This is a genomic window from Pseudomonas sp. 5P_3.1_Bac2, assembly GCF_025465995.1.
GTDB lineage: Bacteria > Pseudomonadota > Gammaproteobacteria > Pseudomonadales > Pseudomonadaceae > Aquipseudomonas.
In genome coordinates this window covers 235,997-256,061 of the sequence record NZ_JANLNY010000030.1, presented here as the reverse complement: position 1 = coordinate 256,061, position 20,065 = coordinate 235,997, and the positions used below count along the sequence as shown (strand labels likewise).

19 protein-coding genes are annotated in these 20,065 nt (G+C 59.5%); 9 read left to right on the top strand and 10 right to left on the bottom strand.

All coding sequences use genetic code 11. The annotated features are described in order from the left end of the window. Positions 1-339: 339 nt before the first annotated feature. Positions 340-900 carry a VOC family protein gene (locus NTD81_RS20505; protein ID WP_262184596.1) on the top strand — a complete coding sequence of 187 codons (561 nt, stop codon included), beginning with the start codon at positions 340-342 and terminating at the stop codon, positions 898-900. A 284-nt stretch (positions 901-1,184) separates the two neighbouring features. Here NTD81_RS20505 and NTD81_RS20500 read toward each other — a convergent pair whose 3' ends face one another. Then, on the bottom strand, positions 1,185-2,555 hold the full coding sequence (locus tag NTD81_RS20500; protein WP_262184595.1) for an MmgE/PrpD family protein: 1,371 nt from the start codon (positions 2,553-2,555) through the stop codon (positions 1,185-1,187). A gap of 361 nt (positions 2,556-2,916) precedes the next feature. On the opposite strand from NTD81_RS20500, the gene NTD81_RS20495 reads away from it, so the two are divergent. After that, positions 2,917-4,269: an MFS transporter gene (locus NTD81_RS20495; protein WP_262184594.1), complete on the top strand. Its 1,353-nt coding sequence runs from the start codon at positions 2,917-2,919 to the stop codon at positions 4,267-4,269. Between the two features lie 158 nt (positions 4,270-4,427). Here NTD81_RS20495 and NTD81_RS20490 read toward each other — a convergent pair whose 3' ends face one another. Together NTD81_RS20490 and NTD81_RS20485 are read right to left on the bottom strand one after the other, a co-directional pair. Further along, on the bottom strand, positions 4,428-5,693 hold the full coding sequence (locus NTD81_RS20490) for an OmpP1/FadL family transporter (RefSeq protein ID WP_262184593.1): 1,266 nt from the start codon (positions 5,691-5,693) through the stop codon (positions 4,428-4,430). Between the two features lie 158 nt (positions 5,694-5,851). Continuing rightward, positions 5,852-6,136: an ArsR/SmtB family transcription factor gene (locus NTD81_RS20485; protein ID WP_262184592.1), complete on the bottom strand. Its 285-nt coding sequence runs from the start codon at positions 6,134-6,136 to the stop codon at positions 5,852-5,854. Positions 6,137-6,409: 273 nt separating this feature from the next. On the opposite strand from NTD81_RS20485, the gene NTD81_RS20480 reads away from it, so the two are divergent. Both NTD81_RS20480 and NTD81_RS20475 read left to right on the top strand, forming a co-directional pair. Then, positions 6,410-6,850, top strand: coding sequence for a YeeE/YedE family protein (locus NTD81_RS20480; protein WP_262184590.1), 441 nt, complete (start codon positions 6,410-6,412; stop codon positions 6,848-6,850). Then, positions 6,847-7,248, top strand: a complete 402-nt coding sequence (locus NTD81_RS20475; protein WP_262184589.1) for a DUF6691 family protein — start codon at positions 6,847-6,849, stop codon at positions 7,246-7,248. Before NTD81_RS20480 ends, NTD81_RS20475 begins: the two co-directional genes overlap by 4 nt. Before the next feature lie 90 nt (positions 7,249-7,338). Here NTD81_RS20475 and gabD read toward each other — a convergent pair whose 3' ends face one another. From gabD to NTD81_RS20440, 7 genes are all read right to left on the bottom strand, one after another. Continuing rightward, positions 7,339-8,787, bottom strand: a complete 1,449-nt coding sequence (gene gabD, locus NTD81_RS20470) for an NADP-dependent succinate-semialdehyde dehydrogenase (protein WP_262184588.1) — start codon at positions 8,785-8,787, stop codon at positions 7,339-7,341. An 83-nt stretch (positions 8,788-8,870) separates the two neighbouring features. Continuing rightward, positions 8,871-9,890: a 4-hydroxy-2-oxovalerate aldolase gene (gene dmpG, locus NTD81_RS20465; protein WP_262184587.1), complete on the bottom strand. Its 1,020-nt coding sequence runs from the start codon at positions 9,888-9,890 to the stop codon at positions 8,871-8,873. 10 nt (positions 9,891-9,900) lie between these two features. Next, entirely contained in the window at positions 9,901-10,836 is a 936-nt protein-coding gene (locus NTD81_RS20460) for an acetaldehyde dehydrogenase (acetylating) (RefSeq protein ID WP_262184586.1), read from the bottom strand. A 32-nt stretch (positions 10,837-10,868) separates the two neighbouring features. Next, on the bottom strand, positions 10,869-11,663 hold the full coding sequence (gene mhpD / locus NTD81_RS20455) for a 2-keto-4-pentenoate hydratase (protein WP_262184585.1): 795 nt from the start codon (positions 11,661-11,663) through the stop codon (positions 10,869-10,871). Positions 11,664-11,688: 25 nt separating this feature from the next. Further along, positions 11,689-12,546, bottom strand: coding sequence for an alpha/beta fold hydrolase (locus NTD81_RS20450; protein ID WP_262184584.1), 858 nt, complete (start codon positions 12,544-12,546; stop codon positions 11,689-11,691). A 28-nt stretch (positions 12,547-12,574) separates the two neighbouring features. After that, entirely contained in the window at positions 12,575-13,528 is a 954-nt protein-coding gene (locus tag NTD81_RS20445) for a 3-carboxyethylcatechol 2,3-dioxygenase (protein WP_262184583.1), read from the bottom strand. Position 13,529: 1 nt separating this feature from the next. Next, the gene (locus NTD81_RS20440) at positions 13,530-15,191 is read right to left on the bottom strand and encodes a bifunctional 3-(3-hydroxy-phenyl)propionate/3-hydroxycinnamic acid hydroxylase (RefSeq protein WP_262184582.1); all 1,662 of its coding nucleotides are present in this window, start codon (positions 15,189-15,191) and stop codon (positions 13,530-13,532) included. 284 nt (positions 15,192-15,475) lie between these two features. Here NTD81_RS20440 and NTD81_RS20435 point away from each other — a divergent pair, with 284 nt between their 5' ends. The 5 genes from NTD81_RS20435 to NTD81_RS20415 all read left to right on the top strand — a co-directional run bounded on the left by NTD81_RS20435 (position 15,476) and on the right by NTD81_RS20415 (position 20,013). Beyond that, positions 15,476-16,342, top strand: a complete 867-nt coding sequence (locus NTD81_RS20435; protein ID WP_262184581.1) for a DNA-binding transcriptional regulator — start codon at positions 15,476-15,478, stop codon at positions 16,340-16,342. Between the two features lie 186 nt (positions 16,343-16,528). Then, positions 16,529-17,395, top strand: coding sequence for an alpha/beta fold hydrolase (locus NTD81_RS20430; RefSeq protein ID WP_262184580.1), 867 nt, complete (start codon positions 16,529-16,531; stop codon positions 17,393-17,395). 66 nt (positions 17,396-17,461) lie between these two features. After that, positions 17,462-18,325, top strand: a complete 864-nt coding sequence (locus tag NTD81_RS20425; RefSeq protein ID WP_262184579.1) for an alpha/beta fold hydrolase — start codon at positions 17,462-17,464, stop codon at positions 18,323-18,325. 41 nt (positions 18,326-18,366) lie between these two features. Next, positions 18,367-19,170 carry a 2-oxo-hept-4-ene-1,7-dioate hydratase gene (hpaH, locus tag NTD81_RS20420; RefSeq protein ID WP_262184578.1) on the top strand — a complete coding sequence of 268 codons (804 nt, stop codon included), beginning with the start codon at positions 18,367-18,369 and terminating at the stop codon, positions 19,168-19,170. Positions 19,171-19,179: 9 nt separating this feature from the next. Further along, positions 19,180-20,013 carry an aldolase/citrate lyase family protein gene (locus NTD81_RS20415; protein ID WP_262184577.1) on the top strand — a complete coding sequence of 278 codons (834 nt, stop codon included), beginning with the start codon at positions 19,180-19,182 and terminating at the stop codon, positions 20,011-20,013. Positions 20,014-20,065 lie beyond the last annotated feature (52 nt).

Here is a 20,065-nt window from a genome sequence, read left to right as displayed (position 1 = left end):
CCTGCACCGCGCAAGCTGCTATGAATAGTGCCTGGAACATTGCAGATAAGATTGCCCAAACCAAGAAGTCGGCCTGGCGCTAGGTACGCAGCGGTTGAGCACGTGCACTTGAGCCGTCTAATTCGCGCTATAGCACGCCCTAATTTGGCGCCACTAAGCTCACGACAACGGTTCAATCAACCTTAGCACGGCACTCTGGTGCAGCTAAAGGTTCAGCACCACGACTCAGCGCACGAGCCCGAGGCCCGTTTGGCCTAAGCCAAGGCGCTGGGCGTTGAGTGCACTTGATCGGCTTGTTTCAGGTTGAAAATTCCACCCCTAAATAAGAGGTTAATAACCATGGCACTTCCACAAGGCCGCTTCCGCCATATTGGCGTTCCTGCATTTGAACCCGATGCGCTGGGCCAGTTTTACAGCCGCTGGTTTGGCTTCGTCGTATCCGACACCGGCAATGGCCGTGGTGACGGTGCCCGCGTGGTGTTTATGACTGGCGATGCCGATGAGCATCACCAAATTGCCTTCGCCAACCTGCGCCGCGATGGCCACCCTGGCATGCAGCAAATCTCCTTCGTTTACGACAACCTAGAAGACCTCAAGCGCATGGCTGTGGAGTTCCACAAAGCGGGGGTGCCGATCCTGCAACAGAAGGACCACGGCAATACCTGGAGCGTTTACGTCGGCGATCCCGAAGGTAACCGTATCGAGTGCTACACCCCTTCCCCTTGGTATGTGCCGCAACCCACCTGGTGGGAAATGGACCTGGTCAATGAATCAGTGGAAGAGGTTTACGCCCGCACCGAAGCCAAAGCCAAAGAGCAACCCGGCTTCTGCAGCCGCGAAGAGTGGCAAGCCAAGATTCGCGCCGGGGTTCAGGCCAACCTCGAAGCCTTCGACGCTTAAACGCAACACAAAAGCCCCACACCGATGCCGGAGTGGGGCTTTGGCCCTGAGCGCGCCGGGGCAATTGCGCTCCACTCGCGCCCAGCATCCCCCTTATTGAAAGAACGCCTTGCCAATACGCGGTGGGCAACACCAAAGCAGGCCGCCCACTCATATTGAGCGGCGCTTACTGCGTCTTGCTTTCAATCTGCACGCAGCGTTAGGCGAGCTAAGCCCTAGGCCGCGCGAGTTAAATTCGAATAGGCCAATCAAGGCCGCCATGTCAGCCATGGCGGCCTTGGGCATCAGCACAGGTTGCGGGTAATCACCTGCATATCGGTCTGGTTTTCCAGATCCTGCAAGGCGGCCAGGGCCAGTTCAGCGCGAGACAGATCGAGCGTGCCGGCGAAGCGGATGTTGCGCCAGAACTTCTCGATCACCTGCTCTTCGCCTACAGGGTTTTCTGCCCAACCCAACGGCAACTGATTGCGTTCGGCACGCAGCACGCGGCCATCTTTAAGATGCACCGCCAAGCGCGTCAGATGATTCGTCAGGTCGCTGGCCGGGAGCATCTTGACCTTCTCGGTCAGAGCCATGACCTCTGGCTGGTAGGCATGGGCATGGCTGTAGTGGGCAATCTCAACACTGCGGTTGATCATCACGTTCGCCACCGCATAGGGAATGCTGAACAGCGAGCGGGCCTGGGTATCGTTGGCGCTCATGGTCTGATTGAGGAAGTGCACCAAACGGTGGGGCGGCACATCCATGGTGATTAGCTCGATGTCGGCGGCGGCAAACTCATGGGCACGCACGATATCCAGCGCACACTCGATGGGGTTGTGATTGCCATAGCAGGACGGATGAACTTTGTGCATGCCTTTCACGTAGAAGGTTTGGCCCAGCTCAGCCACCAGATGCTCCGGGTTGTAGTTAACCGAGAACAGGTTGTAGTAGCCCAAGGGGCTGGTCAGTGCATCCTTGACCCCACCAAAACCTGCCTGGCTCAGTTGCACTGCGGTGACCGCGTTATAGGCCGCCAGGGCACCTGGCAGTTTGAAGCTGTCGGCACCGTCCCACAGCGACTGGTAAGAGCCGGACATCATGTGCAGCAGAATGCCGTAGGCGTTGATGATTGCCGCCTGATCCAGCTTCATCAGTCGTGCCACCACGGCCAGGGCGCCGAAGGCGTTGGCGGTGCCACACACCTCGAAGCACTTATCGAAGTTGAATTCTTCCGAGACTGCCAGGCGCGCGCCGATATCACCGCCGAGTACCACGGCAACGATCAACTCCTTGCCATCCGCCTGTAGAAACTCTGCCACCGACAAAGCGGTCGGGTCGGTGGTGCTGCACACGTGACCGACCATTTTGCCGCGGTTGATACCTTCCGGCGATGGACCACACACTTCAAAATCGAAGGAGCGCCCGGTCAAGCAGTTCATCAGCGCGGCCTGTGCCAGCGGCAACTTATCACCGTAGCCCAACACCGTGGCCTGGGCGGCACCACCCCAACTGCGATAGAGGTTGATAAAGGCATCGTTGCTGGGCGCTTGGTAACCACCCACCGAGCAACTCAGGGCATCGATCAAGCGCAACTTTGCGGCTTGCACCACCTCTGCCGGGAGCTGTTCAAACTGAGTGTCGGTGATGTGTTGAGCGATCTGCTGCAAAAACATAGGGCCGCCTTAGTGAGTCTTATTGTGGGTGACGCATGTGGATCGATGCGTAGTGGCGTCGAACTCTAGCGAGGCGTTTGCGCCCCCAGCAACCGCAGCGCTAAATCCGGTGCATTAAGTGCACGCATGCAGATTTTTCCATTCCTCCCAATAAAAACTCATGCCTAGTATTCGCCTCCCGTACTGACTTGGTGCAACCCCCTGCGCTGCGCCCCAAAAAATAACAATGCCGGGACATCTGAGGCGTATAGCCCTGCGCGGCAAACGGCCCACCACTACAACAAAAAAATGGTGATGTATGCAGAAACAACAACGATCTCTAGCCTCTGTCTGGGATCACATCGAGCCATGGTGGATGGTCATGGTTCTCCTCATGCTTTATGTGATGTCGATTCTCGATCGACTGGCGCTGAACATGCTGGTGGTGCCGATTCAAAAAGAAATGGGTTTTACCGATGTACAGATGAGTCTGATCATTGGCCCGGCGTTCGCCATTGCCCACGGCTTGTTCGCCTTCCCGCTGGGTTGGGCTTGCGATCGCCTATCACGCCGCAAGGTGCTGTTTGGCGGCTTTGTGGTCTGGTCCACAGCCACCGTAACCGCTGGCCTGGCGAAAACTTTCCCGATGCTTTTCGCCAGCCGCGTGGTAGTCGGCGCCGCCGAAGCCTCGCTGATGCCCGCCGCTTATTCGATGATTGCCGACCGCGTGCCGCGGCACCGCATGACCACCGCCATGTCGATCTTCGGCATGGGTCCTAAGCTCGGTAACGCCTTTGCTTTTGGTGTGGGTGGCTGGGTCATCGCCTATACCGCCAGTGTCGGCACCATGACCTTCCCTATGGTCGGTGAAATGAGTGCCTGGCGCTCCGCGCTGATTCTGTTAGGTGCACCTGGTGTACTGCTGGCGCTTTTAGTGTTCACTTTCCGCGAGCCGATTCGCCGCGGCATCAGCGACCTCACCAGCCGCACTAAGCAGGTCACTGAACAGGTCGGCGAGATCGCCTTCAAGGACTACATCAAGCAGCGCAAGACGCTGTATATCCTGCTTCTGCTGGGCTTCTCCTGCACCACGATGGCGGCCCTGGCCTCACTGTCCTGGGTGCCGACTTACATCACCCGCCACTTTGGTCTGACGCCTAAGGAATATGCGCCGGCGCTGAGCATTCTTTACGCCGTGGGTGCCTGCACCATGCTGCTCAAAGGGATAATCATCGACTGGCTGTACAAGCGGGGCTACAAAGATGCCCACGTGCGTTTTTACACCTTTATCCTGGTTCTGGCCCTGCCGGCCATTGGCATCGCCTTCACCACCGATGACTTCAAGGTGTTTGTGGTGGCCTATGCCGCCCTCGATGTCATCCTGCTCAACTCTGTGTTCTACGTGAGTGCCACCATCCAACTGATGGCGCCGACCCACCTGCGTGGCCGGGTGATGGGCATGTTTATTCTGGTGGTCGGCACTGTGGCTCCGACGTTGTCGCCACCTCTGGTGGCAACCATCACCGAGCACGTGTTTAAAGATCAGGCCATGCTCGGTTACTCGCTGATCAGCGTCTCGGCCACCAGCGTGGTGTTGGCGATTATCGTATTGGCCATCAGCCTGCGTTACCTGCGTCCAGAAATGCAGCGCGTAGCGGATGACAACGAGGCGAAAATCCAGGCCAGCCACGACGCCGAGGCAGCAACTGGCAAGCCTTTGGCAGCCACAAGCTAAGCGTAAAAGCCCCCCCTGCGGGGGGGGGCTTATGCGCTGCGCTGCAACGCAAAAACGCCGCACTGCCAAGGGCCGTGCGGCGTTTTTTTTGTGTGCGGAGCGGGCCTGCGCAACAACCTAAGTTGTCCGCGCAGGCTTAATCAAGGCGCAGCTAAAGCTCAGAACTTCCAAGCGTAGGCCGCGCCCAGAATGTCCTCGCTCATTTTTAGCTTGGCTTCGCCGCCCCCAAATGCCCCGGGGATGGAGTTGCGACCGTTGACGGTTTCTTCAAAGCCATGGGTATAGGCCAGGCTCAGCTCGTTATCCGGCGAAGGGGTCCAGGTCAGGCCCACACTTAGGTGATCCTGAATAATCCCCGGCGCCAGGATATTGAGAAAGGTTTGATCCTTCTGCACCGGTTGGTCGGCATGGCTAAAGCCGCTGCGCAAGGTCAGTTGCGGGTTCAGCACATAGCTGACCGCGAGCTTGTAAACCGTTACATCTTGCCAGCCGAAACCGGGGCCGTTACGCGAGCCAAAACGATCCCCGGCGAACACCGACTGGATATCAAAGTCGCGCGCCACCGAGCGCACGCTGCCGTATTTGATCTCCTGCACATCCGCGCCAATGGTTAAGGCCGGAGTGAGCTTATACGACAGGCCCACGGCATAGTTCTCCGGCACATCAAAGCTGCCGCCATCGGCAAACAAGCCCGCATAACGGTCAAAATCCTGGGCCTTGATCTTCGACGACCAGGCCGCGCCCAAGGTCAGATTATCCGTGACCTGACCCTGCCAGCCCAAGCGCAGCCCCCAACCGGTGGAGGTGTCGTGATGCCGGTCACTGAGGTTGTCGGGATCACTGGAAAACATCGGGTTGGCAAAGGCATTCAAGCCCTTGGCGGCAAAGCGCTGATACACAAAGTTGAGGCCAATCCCAAAGGATTGCCGCTCGGTAAATTTGTAAGCCACGGAGGGGGTGATAAATAACTGCGCCAGATCAACCCCGGCACTGCCGGTATTGCCGAAGGCGCCGTAGGGATTGCGTTTGTAGTCGGTATTCATGCCGCCGTTGCTATAGGCAGAAATGCCTACCCCCCAACGGTCGTTAAGCTGCTTGCTGTAACCAATATCCGGCAGCAAGAAATAGCGTTTTTGATTGCCACCGTAAGTGCCATCGGCGCCCGCCTGGTTACCCTCAATCTTGGCGCTGCGGTCGGGAGAAAAAATCGTTGCGCTGATGTCCAGCCGATCACCAATCCATACCGTGCCGGCCGGGTTGTTCGCGGCGGCCAAGGCGTCTTGGGGTTGGGCAATACTGACCCCGGCCTGCCCCTGCGCCTTGATCCCATAACCATGCATAAAGTAGCCGTTAGTGGCGCTGACAGAGGTGCTGCTTAATCCGCTTAATAAAGCCAGTGAAACAGTCAAAAATCGGCCGTTCATAAGGGTATCGCTCCTTTGATAACAGGCGGTCTGCGCCGTTCAGGAGGCAATACTTAAACAAAATACATAGTGTTTAATAATAATATTAAATACTACTTCTATCACTAAAGTGCATATGAGGAAGCGCTGTAACTGCTGCCGCTAATCGGCACAGCTGCTCAGCCCTGGGGGCAGTACAGCTCGTAGAGGGTGCCGAGCAGCACCAAGGACTTGGGGTCTTTAATTGAGTAGAAGATACGCTTGCCTTCGCGGCGGGTGTTGACCAGCCCCTCAGCCCGCAACACGCCCAATTGCTGGGACAGATTGGGCTGCTGAATACCGAGCAACTCTTCCAACTCACCCACCGAGCGTTCACCCTGGCTCAATTGGCAGAGCAGCATCAAGCGATCCGGGTGGCTCAATGAGCGCAAAACCGTCGCAGCTTCGGTGGCTGCCTGACGCATCAACTGAAGATCCATATGGGCGGCAAAATCTCGCAAATCGCAGAAGGAGTGGATTGTATAAGGAAAAGTTATTTAGCAGAAAAATAAGGCGTACGCGCATATAGCGCCGCGTCACCGGGGTTAGACCACAAATAAACGGAAAACCTGCACGCGGCAGACAGAGCAACGGCACTAGCCTTCATTATGCAAAATAAAATATTGTAAAAATACATATTGAAACCCGACTCCGCCCCGCCATGGCGCCCTGCAACAGCAGACGCCGAGGAGAATTGCATGACGATTGACTGGCCACATTTCACCTGGGCTTCGGCACTTTTGGGCGGCCTGCTGATCGGTTTGGCCAGCGCGGCCCTGATCCTGTACAGCCATAAGATCGCCGGAATCAGCGGTATTCTCGGCGAGGCCTTACGTCTGCACAGCAGCGATCGCGCCTGGCGCATCGCCTTTATCGCCGGCCTGTTGCTGGCACCCAGCCTTTACTATGTGTTCAACGCCCTGCCCGCCATCCATATCGACACCCCAGTGCCGCTGTTAGTGCTCTCCGGCTTATTGGTCGGCTTCGGCACCCGCTTGGGCAGCGGCTGTACCAGCGGCCATGGCGTGTGTGGCTTAGCGCAAAACTCACCACGCTCCTGGGCCGCTGTGCTGACCTTTATGCTGGTCGCGGCGGCCACGGTTTACCTGATGCGCCACGTACTGGGAGGTGCCGTATGAAGAATCTAACGGCGCTACTCTGCGGTCTGTTATTCGGCGTGGGGCTGATCATTTCGGGGATGAGCAACCCCAGTAAAGTGCTGGGCTTTCTTGATGTGTTTGGCCGGTGGGACCCGTCATTGGCCTTGGTCATGGGCGGCGCGGTGAGCGTTGCGGCCATCGGCTTTGCCCTGGCCCGCAGGCGTCAGCCGAAACCTGCGACAGCACGGCGCGGGATTGATCGGCGCTTGCTCAGTGGCGCGGCGATCTTCGGGATTGGTTGGGGCATCGCGGGCATCTGCCCGGGGCCTGCACTTGTACTGGTGGGAATGAATATGGGCGAAGGCTGGATTTTTGCGCTGAGCATGGTCGCCGGCATGCTGTTGTTCAATCTGTTGGATAAGCCACGAGCTGGCTAGCCCGAGACCGTCCATCATTGGCCGCGCTGGTCAATTTAGCGGCTAAACAGCCCCACAGCGCTAACGGCGTGGGGCTTTTTCAGGCAGCGTTTACAGCGACAGGCACAGGTATTTGATTTCCAGATAATCCTCGATGCCGTACTTGGAGCCTTCACGACCCAAGCCCGAGGCCTTGATGCCACCAAAGGGCGCCACCTCGTTGGAGATCAACCCGGTGTTGATGCCGACCATGCCGTACTCCAAGGCCTCCGCCACGCGGAACACGCGACCCAAATCACGGGCATAAAAGTACGAGGCCAAGCCGAACTCGGTGTCGTTGGCCATGGCGATCACTTCGGCTTCATCGTTAAAGCGGAACAGCGGCGCCAGCGGGCCGAAGGTTTCCTCTTTCGCCACCGCGGCACTGTTCGGCACATCGACCAAGATGGTCGGCTCAAAGAAGCTGCCGCCGAGGCTATGAGGCTTACCGCCGCTGGCCAGACGCGCGCCTTTGCTCAGGGCATCGGCGATATGTTCCTGCACCTTGGCCACGGCCTTGTTGTCGATCAGCGGGCCGGTGGTAGTCCCTGCGGCCAGACCATTACCGATCTGCAGTTTGCCCACGGCAGCGACCAGCTTCTCGACAAAGGCGTCGTACACGCCGTCCTGGATATACAGGCGGTTGGCGCACACGCAGGTCTGGCCGTTGTTGCGGAACTTGGAGATCAACGCGCCTTCCACGGCGGCGTCCAAATCAGCGTCATCAAAGACAATAAACGGCGCGTTGCCGCCCAACTCCAGCGAGACTTTTTTGATGTCCTGGGCGCACTCGGCCATCAGCTGCCGACCAATTTCGGTGGAGCCGGTAAAGCTCAGCTTGCGCACCTTGGGGTTGCCGGTCAGCTCGCTGCCGACTTCGCCAGCGCTGCCGGTGACCACGCTAAACACCCCGGCCGGAATCCCCGCACGCTCAGCCAATAGGGCCAAAGCCAAGGCCGAATACGGGGTTTGCGACGCCGGCTTAAGCACCATGGTGCAGCCGGCTGCCAGCGCTGGGCCGGCCTTACGGGTGATCATGGCCGAGGGGAAGTTCCACGGCGTAATGGCAGCGGTTACGCCAATCGGCTGCTTGAGCACCAGCAGGCGTTTATCCGGCTGATGACCGGGAATGGTGTCGCCGTATACGCGTTTGGCTTCCTCGGCAAACCACTCGAAGAACGATGCGGCATAGGCGATTTCACCACGGGATTCCGTCAGCGGCTTGCCCTGCTCCAAGGTCATCAGCTGGGCCAGGTCTTCCTGGTTGGCCAACATCAGCTCGTACCATTTGCGCAGGCGATTGGCCCGCTCTTTGGCGGTCAGCTCACGCCAGGCCGGCAAGGCGCGCTCAGCCGCATCGATGGCGCGCTGGGTTTCGCTGCGGCCCATCTTGGGCACCACGCCGAGAATCTCTCCAGTGGCGGGGTTGTTGACGCTGATGCTCTGGCCGTTGTCGGCATCCAGCCACTGGCCGTCGATATAGGCCTGCTGACGAAACAGGCTAGGGTCTTGTAACTGCATGGGAGGCTCCTGCGGCCAGTGCCGCTAAAAAAATGCCGTGGCTAACCACGGCATTGCTCACGAGAGGAATGGGGGCAAATGAGTTAGCGCTTGAGCAGGTCCAGGGCGACATCGACGATCATGTCCTCCTGGCCGCCGACCATGCGGCGCTTGCCCAGCTCAACGAGGATGTCGAGGGTCTTGAGGCCGTACTTTTGCGCGGCCACTTCGGCGTGGCGCAGGAAGCTGGAGTAGACCCCGGCATAGCCCAAACCCAAGGTCTCGCGATCGACCCGTACCGGGCGATCTTGCAGTGGCCGCACCAGATCATCGGCCGCGTCCATCAGACGATACAGGTCGGTGCCGTGGTTCCAGCCCATACGTTCAGCCGCCGCGATAAAGACCTCCAACGGCGCGTTACCGGCGCCAGCGCCCATGCCGGCAAGGCTGGCGTCCACCCGATCACAGCCTTCTTCCACCGCGACGATGGAGTTGGCCACGCCGAGGCTTAAGTTGTGGTGCGCGTGCATACCGGTCTGCGTCTCAGGATTGAGCACGGCTTTAAAGGCACGCATGCGGTCGCGGATGTCGTTCATATTCATCGCGCCGCCGGAGTCGGCCATGTAGATGCACTGGGCACCGTAGGACTCCATCAGCTTGCCTTGCTCGGCGAGTTTTTCGGCCGGGATCATATGGCTCATCATCAGAAAGCCCACGGTGTCCATGCCTAGGCTGCGGGCGTATTCGATGTGCTGCTTGGACACATCGGCCTCGGTGCAGTGGGTCGCCACGCGCACCGAACGGGCACCGGCGTCATAAGCCGCCTTAAGGTCATGCACGGTGCCGATGCCGGGCAGCAGCAGCACGGTGATGCGTGCGTGCTTAATCACATCGGCGGCCGCTTCAATCCACTCTAAATCGCTGTGGGCGCCAAAGCCGTAGTTAAAGCTGGAGCCTTGCAGGCCGTCGCCGTGGGTCACTTCGATGGCATCGACACGGGCCTCATCCAGGGCGCGGGCGATGTCCTGCACATTCTGCAGCGAGTACTGGTGACGGATCGCGTGGCTGCCGTCGCGCAGGGTGACGTCGGAGATATAGAGTTTTTTGCTTGGATCAAAAGTCATGGGGCGCTCCTCAGCCTTGGCTCATCGATTCAGCCATACGCTCGGCAGTAGCCAGCGCGGCGGAGGTCATGATGTCGAGGTTGCCGGCGTAAGCTGGCAGGTAGTGGGCGGCGCCTTCCACTTCGAGGAACACCGAAGTTTTCAGGCCCGAGAATTTGCCGTGGCCAGGAATATTCAGCGGCGCCTCTGCCGGGATCACGTCGAACTGCACCTTCTGCTTCAGGCGATAGCCTGGCACGTAGGCGTTGACGGCTTTCTCCATCTCCAGGATCGAGGCTTCCACGGCGGCTTGATCCGCGGCTTCGGACAGCACAAATACGGTGTCGCGCATGATCAGCGGTGGTTCTGCCGGGTTCATCACGATGATCGCCTTGCCCTTGGCCGCGCCGCCGATCACTTCGATGGCCTTGCTGGTGGTTTCGGTGAACTCATCGATATTGGCGCGGGTGCCAGGGCCGGCGGACTTCGACGCGATCGAGGCGATGATTTCGGCGTAGTGCACCTTGGCCACGCGGGAGACTGCCGCCACCATCGGAATGGTCGCCTGGCCGCCGCAGGTGACCATGTTGACGTTGAGCTTATCCACATGCTCGGCGCCGTTAACCACCGGCACGCAGTACGGGCCGATGGCCGCTGGCGTCAGGTCGATCAGGCGGATACCCGGCTTCGCCGCGCGCAACTGCGCATCGTTTTTCACGTGGGCGCCGGCGCTGGTGGCATCGAAGACGAAGTCGATTTCAGCAAACTGCGGCAGATCGATCAGGCCCTGTACGCCTTCGGCAGTAGTGGCCACGCCCATACGCGCAGCGCGGGCCAGGCCATCGGAAGCAGGGTCGATGCCGACCATGGCCGCCACTTCCAAGTACTTGGCGTTACGCATGATCTTGATCATCAAATCGGTGCCGATATTGCCCGGCCCGATAATCGCGACTTTTAATTTTTTCATTGTTCTGACCTCAGGTGCACGCAAGGCAAAGGTTATTCAGCGCTGAACTGCACGCCGACCTGACCGATACCGCTGATAACTGCTTCAAAATGATCCCCCGGCGCCACGGCCACCATCGGCCCCAATGCGCCCGTGAGAATCACGTCGCCGGCCTTCAGTGGCGTGCCCAAACGGGCCATGGTCGAGGCCAGCCAGGCGGCCGCATTCAGCGGATGGCCCAAGCACTCGGCGCCAGAGCCTTGCGAAACCACCTCAGCGTTGCGGCTCATGCTCATGCTGGCCTTGCGCAGGTCGGTATCGGCGATACGCCGCGCCGGACCGCCGAGCACAAAGCAGCCACTGGAGGCGTTGTCCGCCACAGTGTCGACAAAGCGGATGTTCCAGTCCTGGATGCGCGAGCCAACGATTTCCAGCGCTGGCAGCACCCAGCCAGTGGCATTCAGCACATCGAGAAAGGTGGTGTCGCCGCTGGGTAAGTCACGCTCCAGCACCAGGGCGATTTCCGCTTCGATCTTCGGCTGCATCACGCGGGCAAACGGCACGGTTTCGTTGTCGCCGTAGCACATGTCAGCGAACAGGGTGCCGAAGTCCGGTTGATCCACCCCAAGCTGCGCCTGGACTTTTTTATTGGTCAGGCCGATTTTGCGCCCGACGATACGCCGGCCATTGGCTTCGCCATGGGCCACGTTGAGACGCTGGATGGCATAGGCCGCCTCGGCGTTCTCCACGCCGAGTTGCTCGCGCACAGGCGCCATGCCCTGGCCAGTTTGCTCGGCACGGCGCAGCTCGGCCGCCAGTTGTTCGAGGGTGTCACGGGAAACAGTCATGCTGACCTCACGGCGTTAGCAGCAATTAATGGCTGAGGAAATCCACCACCAGGCGGTTGAAGCGCTCGGCATGTTCCCACTGCGCCCAGTGGCCGCATTGGTTAAAGACGTGCAGCTGCGAATTGAGAATCCCCGCATTCAGGCGATAGCCCGTATCGACCGGCACAAAGCGGTCATTACGGCCCCAGACGATCAAGGTCTCGGCTTGGATGCTGGGCAAGCGCGGGCCGAAGTCAGGGAACTGCAGCGGATGGGCTTGCAGGCTTTTGACGAAGTTTTCCAGGTGCTCAGGACGCGCTTTCAGGTTGTCCAGACGCGCCTGCATCAGCTCTGGCGTCAGGTCGCTGGCGTCGTAAACAAACACCTGCATCATGCGGTTGAGGTTTTCCAGGGTCGGTTCACGGTACAGCGCGCCGATCAGTTTGATGCCCTCGGTGGGCATCGGCACAAAGGCGCTGATGCCACCCGTACCGCCGCCCATCAGCACCAGTTTGTCGACCTGCTGTGGGTAAGTCAGGGCAAAGGCCACGGCGCTGTGGCCACCCATGGAGTTGCCGAGCAGGCTGATCTTGTCGATCTGCAACTGGTCAATCACCGCCTTGACTACACGGGCGTTGAAGTCGGAACGGGACTCGGCGCACAGCACCGAATCACTCTTGCCCCAACCTGGGCAGTTGATCAGCAGCACGCGAAAACCGGCATCCACCACCGGATCGATATTGCGGTTGAAGTTGGCCCAACCGGTAGCACCCGGGCCTGAGCCGTGGAGCATGACCACGACTTTATCGCCGCTGCCAAGCTCGTTGTAGTGAACCCGCAGCGAGCGGCCAGCATCTTCGATGGTGACAAACTGGCTGCTGCTTTCTTCGTTGAATCGGCTCATGGCTCTGTCTTCCCTAATGATTTCTTGATCACAGCCCGGCAGCACAGGGCTGGGCACTCAGGGCGCCGAAACCGGCGATCCACTCAGGTATTTCGCGGTAATAGCGCCCGCTGCACTGGTATGGGCCAAAGGCTTGCAACGCGGCAAAAGCGGCGACCCAGGTCTTCACCTCATGGGTCGACTTACCGGCCACAGCGGATAGCTCGGCATTGCTTAACGAGTCGAACGCGGCTAACTCGCCGCGGCTCAGGGTGTCGAGGAACTGCTGATCCCACTCAGGGTTGAGTGGGTGCAGCGAGTTCTGGTCGTGCACGAAACGCTGCGCCGCGAGGATCACCCGCTGCGTGCGAGCTTCGCGCTCATCGGCCGGTAAATACCGGCCACTGCCTTTAAGCCGGTCGGCCATCAGCCCTTCAACTTGGGCTAATTCCGGTACGGGCGGCTGGTGGGATAAACCACCGGAGCCTAAGAACAACACCCGCAGGTTTTGCTCTCGGGCCCACCGGCCAATCGCCGCACCAAGCAGACGGGCACGCTGAAAACTCGGCAGCGGCGTCGCCACCGAGTTAATGAAGACCGGGATCACCGGCACCTCACGCAAGCCACCAAACAACAACTCCAGTGGCTGTGCAGCTCCATGGTCGAGTTGCATGCGGTATGACACGGCCGCGTCCACGCCCTGCTCCAACACCGCAGTGGCGCAGGACTCAGCCAGGGTTTGGGGCACGCTCAACGCGCCGGCCAAGGTGCCGAAATCGCCGATGGCGTGGGCGGCCATACCGATGCAAAACGACGGCATCACGTCGTAAAAAAAACCGTTGTAGTGGTCGGGGCTAAACAGCACCACCAAGTCCGGCTGGAACTGCGCAACACGCTCACGCGCCGCGCTGATCACGGCGGCCACTTCATCCAGCACCGCTTGCTGAGGGTCGACATGCCCCACCAGCGGCGTGTGCGACAGGCACTCGACTAAAGCCGTCATCTCAGGCCACCTGCGCCTGGACAGCGCTGGGCGCCAGAACGTCATTGGCATGCAAACGGCGCAGGACTTCTGCGGCAGCTTGGTCCAAGGTTTGCGGGATGGTCAGGGCCGCGATAAAGCGATCCGGACGCAGAATCACCACCGAAGCCGGATACAGGCCAAACCAAGTTTTCAGGCGGTTATTGAAGTCACCGACGGTGATCACCCCATCGATGGCCGCTCGCTGCGCCTTAAGCTGCACGGCGGGCAGTACCTGAATAAACTTAACGCCGAGGGCTTCATAGGCGCTGATCTGCGCCGCGCTCATGCCCCACTTAGGGTTGCTGCCCCAGGCGATAATCGCGAAGTTGCTGCCGATCACTTCATCCAGCAGCACCTGACAGCCGTCTTCCAACTCCACCTTGGGCTGGATAAACATGCTGCCCACTGGCGAGTTTTTAATGCTGTCGGCCACCACCACGCCGGCCGTGTATTTGGGCATCGGCTTAAAGCGCATTTCAAGGAAGTAACGCTTCACCGGTGGCACGTAGTTGAGCAGCCAGGAGATACCGTCACGCAAGGTGGCGTAAATGCGCTTCGGTGGATTGAGCACATGGCCGGCCATAACCGACAGATCAATCATCGCCCGCGCATGGTCGCGGCGCTCCAGCTCATAGGTATCCAGCAGCTGCGCCTTAGCCAGACCTTTGACCACCAGCGCCAGTTTCCACGCCAGGTTGCTGGCATCGCGCATGCCACTGTTGTAACCCTGCCCCTGCCACACCGGCATGATGTGCGCGGCGTCGCCGGCCAACAGAATGCGTCCCACGCGGAACTGTCCAGCCAAGCGTGCGTTGTGGTTGTACACGCGCTGGCGGATCAGCTCGACTTTATCCGGTTCTGGCAACACTTGGGCGAGCAGCTTGCGCATGTTTTCCGGGCGGCTGAGTTGCTCCTCGGTCTCGCCCGGCATCACCATAAATTCGAAACGACGCACGCCATGGGGCAGCGCTGCCGACACATACGGGCGCACCGGGTCGGCGCACAGATAAATATTCGGCGTGCCCAACGGGTCGTTGGCAATGTCGATCACGATCCATTGATTGGGGGCAGTCTTGCCGTCAAACGACACGTTCAAGGTGCGCCGTACATAGCTGTTACCGCCGTCACAGGCGACCATATACGCGGCGCGCACCTGCTCTTCAGTGCCATCGCTGTTGCGCAGGCTCAGGCTGACGCCCTGATCATCCTGGCTAAAGTCGTACATATCGCGGGAGAACAGACAGCGTACATTGGTAAAGCGTTTGAGCCCTTCGTACATCACGCCGTCGACTTGCGGCTGAATAAAGGCGTTGCGCCGCGACCAACCGAAGTCATCCAGCATCGGTTGGATATCGGCAAAGCAACGACCGCTAGACGTCAGGAAACGCATGGCATGCCACGGCGTTGTGTGCGGTAATACGTGCTCAACCAAACCGAAGGACTGGATGGTGCGCAACGACTCATCGTCGATGCCGATGGCCCGTGGGTAATCGATCAGCGCGTCGAGTTTTTCGATCAGCAGAACTTGCACACCCATCTGCCCAAGATAGTTGGCGATGGCTAGGCCTACAGGGCCTGCGCCCAGCACTACGACTTCAGCTTGCAAGCTCGATTCGTTAGGCTGTTGTGGACTCGGGTTCATTATTATTCTCCGCCAGAGTTGTACGCGCCGTGGTACGGCGAACTGTGTCAGCACAGCTCGACTGCCGCAGGGGAGGCGCTAAAAGTGGATCACCGAGGTTGCGTTGAAGCCTGCATGCCCAGGCAAAGCAGTCTTAGCGGTTGGGGCGCGGACACATAAGGTTGCAGCCTTAGTGCCAGAGCCCTTGCTCAGGGATGGGCCGGAGTATAGAAACAAGAAAAAAAACGCAGCAATCACAAAGCCGCACGTTGTGCACCCAGTGCACGCAGCTTGGATAATAAGAAATGGCACAAGAAGAAAAAGAAACTGAGTACAAATCCGTCCGCGGTTTGATTCGTGGCCTCAGCGTCCTGCACTACCTGAGCCGCGCTAATGGCTCCGCCGCCATTAGCCAAATCAGCCAGGAAACTGGCCTGCATCGCACCACGGTGCGCCGCTTGCTAGAGACCTTGCAGCAGGAGGGTTACATCAAGCGCCACAACTCAGAGGACAGCCTTTATCAGCTGACCTTGAAAGTCCGTGAGCTGAGCGAGGGCTTCCGCGATGACCAGTGGATTTCCTCCATGGCCTCGCCGGTGCTGGGCAGCCTGCTGCAAAAAGTGCACTGGCCGACCGACCTCTGCACGCTGGATGGCGACGCCATGCTGGTCCGCGAAACCACCCATAAATTCAGTCGCTTATCCTTCAATAGCGCGATGATCGGACGGCGCTTGCCGATGCTTTACACCTCGGTGGGCCGGGCCTATTTGAGCTTCTGCCCGGATCAAGAACGCGAGGCCATACTCGATCTGTTGCGCGCCCGTGAAGACGAAGAAGGCGCCCTCGCCCGCGACGCCAGTTACATCCGCCGCCTGATCGAGCACACGCGCAAAGCCGGTTACGGCGAGAACTACGCCCACTGGCAATCGGAAAAACGCATCGCCGCCATTGCCCTGCCGGTCACCAATGGGCAGCAAGTCATGGCCTGCTTGAGCCTGGTCTACGTGGCCAAAGCCATGAGTATTCCCGATGCGGCGCGGCGCTATTTGCCGATGCTCAAAGACGCCGTCAGCCAGATCGAATCCAGCTGGAAAGAATTCGAAACCGGGAACAGTTCCAACAAGCTGCTGCTGGAGGCCGATCAGATGGAGTACGTGCACCCAGTGCACTAAAAATACGGTATGCGTTGCAGCCCGATAAGCGACTTGGCTACTGTCGAAACATGCCATACACAGCATGAGATTTGCGCTGTATCGCGCGCTTGGCACTGCCAGCCTCGCGCGAGCACAGCCATGCCGTCACCTGTGCAGGCACCACGAATAAGGTGCCGGGCACAGGCTTAGCCAAAAGGTCGCCCCATGGATAACTATAAAAGCATTTGGAAGTACCTGTTCCGCACGCCCCACCGCCTCAACTGGGTCGACGTCAATGGCGTCAGCACCCGCTATCTAGAAGCGGGTAAGCCCGGTGCACCGGTGCTGATTCTGTTGCACGGCACCGCCGGCAGCCTGGAAAACTTCTGCGCCAACTACGCCGCTTACGCTGAGCACTTCCATGTGTTTGGCATCGACATGCTCGGCTGCGGCGCCACCGACAAACCGGATTACGACTACCTGATCGAGCATTACGCCGAACACGTCCGCGGTTTTATGGATGCCCTGCACATCGCCAGCGCCTCTTTAATTGGCGTGTCGTTGGGCTCATGGGTCGCTGCGCAACTGGCACACAGTGCACCTGCGCGGGTGAATAAACTGATCATGGTCGCGCCCGCCGGCATCATCGTCGATGCCGAAGAAGAGCGCCGGGTTGCCGAAGGCGTGCGTAAACGGCGCAGCGCCGCGGCCACCACGCCGACCTGGGAAACAGTGCGCACAGCCATGAGCGGTTTGATGCTCAAGCCCGCCGACCTGATCGACGACCTCATCGCCATTCGCCTGGACATCTATCAAGACCCGCGTATGCAAGCGGCCATGCCCCATCTGCTGGCCTTCAGCCTGGGCGGCCAGGATCTGCAACCGGCGCAGTGGGCTGAACTTAAACAGCCGATTCTGAGCATTGCCGCAGTGGATGCACCGAATATGTTCCTGCGTAACGCCTACGCCATCGGTGACACCGCGCCCAATGCGCGAGTAGTGGAAATGCACGGCTGTGACCACTGGGCACAGTATGAACAGGCTGAGCAGTTTAATCAGCTGAGCATCGAGTTCCTGCAAGCCCAGGCCTAATTGACTAAAGCCTGCCCGTCCTAAGCCAGCCTTAGGACGCCCGGGCTGTGTTTGGATACGAAATTTATGTCGTCCTATCAGAGCATTTGGAAACACCTGTTCCGCACGCCCCACCAGCTGGCCTGGATCGACGTGCAAGGCGTCAGCACGCGCTACCTGGAAGCCGGCAAAGCCGATGCGCCCGTGCTGATTTTGCTGCACGGCGCCACCGGCAGCCTGGAATACTTCTGCGCCAACATTGCTGCACTTTCCGAGCACTACCGGGTGATCGCCCTGGACATGATCGGCAACGGCCTCAGTGAAGCGCCGGACTACCCTTACACGCCCAGCGTGTACCGCACCCACGTGCGCGACTTTATGGATGCCATGGCCATCGACAAGGCCTCGTTTATTGGCGTGGCCCTAGGCTCAGCCATCGCCATCCATATGGCCCATCACCACCCGGAGCGGGTCAATAAAGTGGTGATGGTGTCGCCGGGCGCCGTGGTGGTGAACGAAGAAGAAGTCGGCAAGTTTATCTCCGGGGTCAAAGAGCGCCGTGGCGCCGCTACGGAAAACCTGACGTGGGAAAACGTCGAAAAAATCGTCTCGGCGCTGTTCTATAACCCCGAAAAAAGCCTGATGCCCGACTTGGTCAGTGCCCGCCTCGACTGCTATGAGTGCGACAACCTGCCGGTGCGCATGGCCAATATGATGTCTTCGGCGCAGCCGGAACAGTTCTTGAGTCACGCCCAGTGGCGCGCGCTGCAAACACCGATTCTGGTCATCGCCGCGGTGAGCATCCAACACATGTTTGTCGATAACGCGCGCAAGATTGCTGAACTGGCACCCAACGCCCAACTGCTGGAAATCGCCGAGTGCCGCATCTGGGCGCACTACGAGCAAGCCGCCACCTTTAACGCCGCCGCGATTAACTTTCTGCGCGCCTGACTTTATTCGCGCAGGCACCACCCTGCGCCTAAGGATTGACCATGCTCGAGCAAGCACAAATCACCCAACTGGCCGCCGAACTGCATCAGGCCGAACAACAACGGGTACAAACCGAGCACTTCTCCAAGCGCTTCCCGGACATGACCATCGAAGATGGTTACGCCATTTCCCGCGCTTGGGTGCAACTCAAGCTGGCCGAGGGGCGCGTAATCAAAGGCCATAAAATCGGCCTGACCTCCCGCGCCATGCAGATCAGCAGCCAGATTAACGAGCCGGATTTCGGCACCCTGCTTGATGACATGTTCTTCAATCAGGGCAGCGATATCCCGGTATCGCGCTTTATCGCACCACGGGTGGAAGTAGAGCTGGCGTTTATTCTAGCGAAGCCACTCAAAGGCCCGAACGTGACCATCTTTGATGTGCTGGCCGCCACCGATTACGTGGTGCCGGCGCTGGAAATCATCGACTCGCGCATCGAGCAGTTCGATCGCCATAGCAAAGCGCCACGCAAGGTCTTCGACACCATCTCCGACAACGCCGCCAACGCCGGCATCGTCTTGGGTGGGCGTCCGGTTAAGCCGGATGCGGTGGACCTGCGCTGGGTCAGCGCGCTGCTGTACAAAAACGCGGTGATTGAAGAGTCCGGCGTGGCCGCTGCAGTGCTCAACCATCCGGCCACGGGGGTGGCCTGGCTGGCTAACAAACTGGCGCCTTATGGCGAGGGTCTGGAAGCCGGACAAGTCGTCCTCGCGGGCTCCTTCACCCGCCCGGTCGGTTGCGTGGCCGGCGATCATATCCATGCGGACTACGGCCCGCTGGGCAACGTCTCATTCCGTTTCGTCTAAGGGCTGATCATGAGCGCACCGCGTCTACATAACCCGTTTAAAGCGGCCCTGGCCGCCGGGCAGACCCAGATCGGTCTGTGGCTGGGCCTGGCCGATAGCTATTCAGCCGAACTGCTCAGCGGCGCCGGCTACGACTGGCTGCTGATCGATAACGAGCACGTGCCCAACGATCTGCGCAGTACCCTCGGCCAACTGCAAGCCATCGCCAGCGGCGCCCAAGCGGTGCCGGGCAGTGTCTGCAGCCATGGCGTGGTGCGTTTGCCGGTCAGCGATATGACCTTGGTTAAGCAGTATCTGGACATCGGCGCGCAAACCCTGCTGCTGCCGATGATCGACACAGCCGAACAGGCCCGGGCGGCCGTGAGCTACATGCGCTACCCGCCACAAGGCGTGCGTGGCATGGGCAGTGGCATTTCGCGCTCCTCGCGCTGGCACCGCTTCAGCAATTACATCAGCGAGGCTAACGCGCAGGTGTGCTTGCTGGTGCAGGTGGAAACCTGCGAGGCGATTGCCAACCTAGATGCCATCGCCGCTACCGAGGGCGTTGACGGTGTGTTTATCGGCCCGGCGGACTTGTCGGCGTCGATGGGCTATGCCGGTCAGGCCGATCACCCGGCCGTGCGCGCGGTGATTGATGACGCCATCCAGCGTATTCGCCAGGCCGGCAAGGCCGCTGGTATCCTGTGTGCCAACGAGGCGCTGGCTAAACACTATATCGAGCAAGGCGCGCAGTTCGTCGCCGTAGGCGTCGATAGCTCCCTGCTCAACAACGCAGCCAAGGCATTGTTAGCTAAGTTTAAAACTGACGCTGGCACTCCCGCAGCAAGCAACTCTGGCTACTAATCGCACTCCAAGGTTTGCCTAGCCCTCCCGAGCAAACCTGGCTGTGCACTTA